The organism is Streptomyces zingiberis (genome assembly GCF_012034935.1).
GTDB lineage: Bacteria > Actinomycetota > Actinomycetes > Streptomycetales > Streptomycetaceae > Streptomyces > Streptomyces zingiberis.
The window spans coordinates 1-3,611 of record NZ_JAATEN010000042.1 but is presented as its reverse complement, the minus strand read 5'-3'; the positions used below and the strand labels follow the sequence as shown (position 1 = coordinate 3,611).

Sequence of the window (3,611 nt, the reverse complement as noted above, 5' to 3'; positions counted from 1 at the left end):
CCGGAGGCTGGGGGACTACCTGCACGAGGGCATCGACGTCCTCGCCGAGCAGGCCCCGGACCTGCACGAGGTCCTGGACCACTGCCGACGCGAAGGCATGACCCATGTGATCCTCGACGGCACGCTCATCGAAACGGACCGCCTCGCCGGCGCCCGCGACAACGGCAACGACCTGTGGTTCAGCCAGAAACACAAGGCATTCGGCGGCAACGTGCAGTTCCTCGCAGCTCCGGACGGCACCCCACTGTGGGTCTCCGACGCCGAACCCGGCAGCGTCCCCGACATCACGGCCGCCCGCCTCCACGCCCTGCCCGCCCTGTACAAGGCGGCCGCCGACGGCCTGCCCACCCTGGCCGACAAGGGCTACATCGGCGCCGGCATCGGCATCCGCGTCCCGCACCGCCGCCCGAAAGGCCGCTCCGAACAGGCCCTGCACGCCGACACACGGACCACCAACAGCCTGATCAGAGGTGCCCGAGCGCCCGGCGAACGCGCAGCAGCCGAACTCAAACAGCGCCGGGGCACGCTACAGCACGTCACCCTCAGTCCCAGCCGGATCGGCAACATCGCCCGCGCCGCCCTCACCCTCAACACAATCTGGAAGTGATCACCGCCGAGAAAACGTCACTTGCTTGACGTGGGAGCTGTGAGGAACCGGAGCCAGCATCTGTCAAACGGTGGGCGCCGAACGGTACTTAGTGACTATCATCCCATCTCATAGGCGACACCAGCCCCACGTGCACGGAGAAGCGGATGCCCCTCGCAGGAGACTCGCAGCAGAGCCTTGAGCGCGAAGATATTGCACCTCTGAGTCTTCTGACGTTCGGTGATCTTGTTCCGGAAATCGAAGCCAGCATGAAGCGGGCGCGGTTGGAGCGGAAGAAAGAAGCATGGGGAAACCTTCTGTCGCTCGTTAACGACCTCAAAGCTGCAGATGAAAGTGACGCAGACCCTGCCGTTGGGGCCCCTTGGAGTCTTGCGTCGGTATCCATAGAAGGATTTCAGGGCGCAACGACTCAGCTCACCATATATCTCGACCCGAGCCCTGGTGTCAGCATCTTTCATGGCCCGAACGGGGCTGGCAAGTCGACCATTTCCGACGGAATTCGCCTAGCTTTGTCCGGGAAGCCTGGCTGGTGGACCACCATTGAGGCGCCTAATGCGCGCAGCAAGTCTGCTCCCCTGTGGGAAAAAGTTCCATGCGCTCGCGACAGCGAGGAAAGCATCGCTCAAGTAATACTTCGGCGCGGCAGGGAAGAGCTGACTCTTCAAACCCGTCTCGGTAAGGATGGACAGCCTACTAGTACACAGGGGCGTTGGCGTACTGAAACTGGAGACACGATCGACGTGAATCTCCTAAGCACCTCTTGGCCTCATGCTTTAGAGGGGCATCCTCCTGTGTTCTCGTACGCCGATGTAGAAAGGAGGGTGCAACAAAGCAATGATTTGCAAAGGTACATCGAAAACCTTCTCGCGCTCGGAGGGTGTTTCAAATACCTAGAGAATCGTGTGGCTGACCTAAGTGAATCTTGCACCGTCAGCAAAAAGCGCATAGATTTGGCGTTGAGGAAGGCCAAGTCCTCAGTAGAACAAGTTGACGCGGAGTTCACCGGCAGGGGTGACAGCGCTGTCGTGCCCGCACTTTCGTGGCCGCAAATTTCTGACTCAATTGACGAATGGTTGTCTAGTAACAACCTGGGCGACTCCAGTGGGTATCTGCCTGAAGTTAATCGTGCGCATCTGCATAGGTTCGAACGAGCGCTTCGTGACACTAACGAGGCCCTCGAAAGGATGGAGGGAGACGCGCATGGTGTAAACCTCCGCTATTACCCGTACCTCACAAGCCTGCATGCGACGGCATGTGACGTGGCCAGTCCTGGAAGGTATTGCCCGGTCTGCCGAACGGACGTAGACGGTTGGGTGGATAGGCTCGGAGATCACGTAACACGCTTGCACGACGCGAGCAGTGTCCATAACCGAGTCGTTGCCGCTCTAAGCGAAGTGCAAAAATCCATGGATTGCCTCACTTCTGTGGCTGGGGTGCTTACTGCGGCTAACGAATCCAAATATGCTTCATCCGCTACAGTGAAGGCAATTGTCGATCTGCACGCCAACCTAAGTGCGACATTTGTGCGATACGGGTGCCAACCTGCTTCCGAGGTGCGTGGAGCATTCGCGTACGTATCCGAGTTCTGCAACTCGACTTCTTGGAAAGAATCCCAGAAAGAGGCCCTGGAGCTGAGCCAGTTCGTTCGGCAATGGAACCGCAGCAGGAGACGGGCTGTTGACGACTTCGTGTCCGTATGGCGCGACGAAGCTGACATGGCCCGGAAGCATGATTTGTGGCGCGAGACTGATAAGTGCGTCAAGGAACTGGCAGACCAGTTGAGGACTGCCAGATCTGCCCATTTCACCTTGAAGGCTGGAAGCCAAGTTCGACAGTTACTTGAGGACTCTGGGATCGTCCTTGACGATTTCCGTCTAACCACTCAGCGTGCGAGCGTGTCGGTGAGTGATGCGAATGGCGGTAAACTTGAGTTGGCGATGCTTAGTGCCGGTCAAAGGAACGCTTTCCTTTTGGCTCCGCTCCTTGCAACTGCCGAGTCAGGGCCGTTTGGGTTCCTCATTTTGGACGACCCGGTACATGCGTTTGATGAAATCAGGGTCGACCGGTTGGCCGCTGTGCTTGCTGACTTGAGCAAGTTCCGCAGGGTCATAGTTTTCACGCATGACGAGCGTCTGAAACAGCATCTCATGGCTCGTGCGAACAACTGTGATAACTGGGCCGTTAGCAGGGATCAACAGAGCGGCACCATTAGCCTTGAAAGAACAAGTCAACTGTGGGATGTGCTCCTGCAGGATGCAGAAATGGTCATTAGATGGGCCCCAAGGCCGTCCCCTACGGCCTATCTGAGTGAGACGCAAATCGTCAGAGGGCTCTGTAGGCAAGCGCTCGACATCGCGATCGGTCAATGCGTAATCCGTTACTCGCTCGTAGCCGATCAGGACGTGGCTGAAAATGCCGCCCGTCTCGACGCTGCTATGCAAACCAGGGCGCGACTAGACGTGGCGCGTGAGATTGTGCAGATGCCAGCGGGCATCACTAATCCGATTGATAAGGCAATGTCCACGTGCGGTCACCATATTGGTAACTGGAATAAGGCTGTACATGGCTCGACGGCCACTAAATCAGACTTGAGCGGTGAGGTTAACGCAGCGCGTGAAGCTTGCAGGGAGCTAACTAAGTGGGCCGCCTGACCTCCCTGTCTTCCGCCACTGCGGATCGAGTTCAAATTCTCGAACTGCGCTTGCGTCTGGAACAAGCGGCTATGGATGCCTACCATCTAGTGAGTGAACCAGAGCGAATGTCCTACGCTCAAAAAGTAGAAGAGCGCCTGCCTTTTTTGTTTGGCTTGGTGGATGGGGAAGATTATCTGGCCACGCATGGTTTGATTCGACTCGCCCGGCATGTGTATTCGCGAACTTCCGACATCTTGCACGGAAGATCGACGATGCTGGAGGCGCCCGCCATCATCCTGGATGAATGGAAAGAGGTGGTGGCGGGGGTCGAAAAGGTCGTGATCGACTTTCGCGCTCGAACGCCTAATCAA

3 protein-coding genes are annotated in these 3,611 nt (G+C 57.6%); all 3 read left to right on the top strand.

The annotated features are described in order from the left end of the window. Positions 1-607, top strand: a 607-nt coding sequence (locus HCK00_RS26570) for a transposase family protein (protein ID WP_168104596.1), incomplete at its 5' end; no start/stop codon positions are given. A gap of 146 nt (positions 608-753) precedes the next feature. After that, positions 754-3,258: an AAA family ATPase gene (locus HCK00_RS26565; RefSeq protein WP_168104595.1), complete on the top strand. Its 2,505-nt coding sequence runs from the start codon at positions 754-756 to the stop codon at positions 3,256-3,258. Next, positions 3,246-3,611: hypothetical protein (locus tag HCK00_RS26560; RefSeq protein WP_168104594.1), on the top strand; the 366-nt coding region annotated here is incomplete at its 3' end. The genes HCK00_RS26565 and HCK00_RS26560, both read left to right, overlap by 13 nt.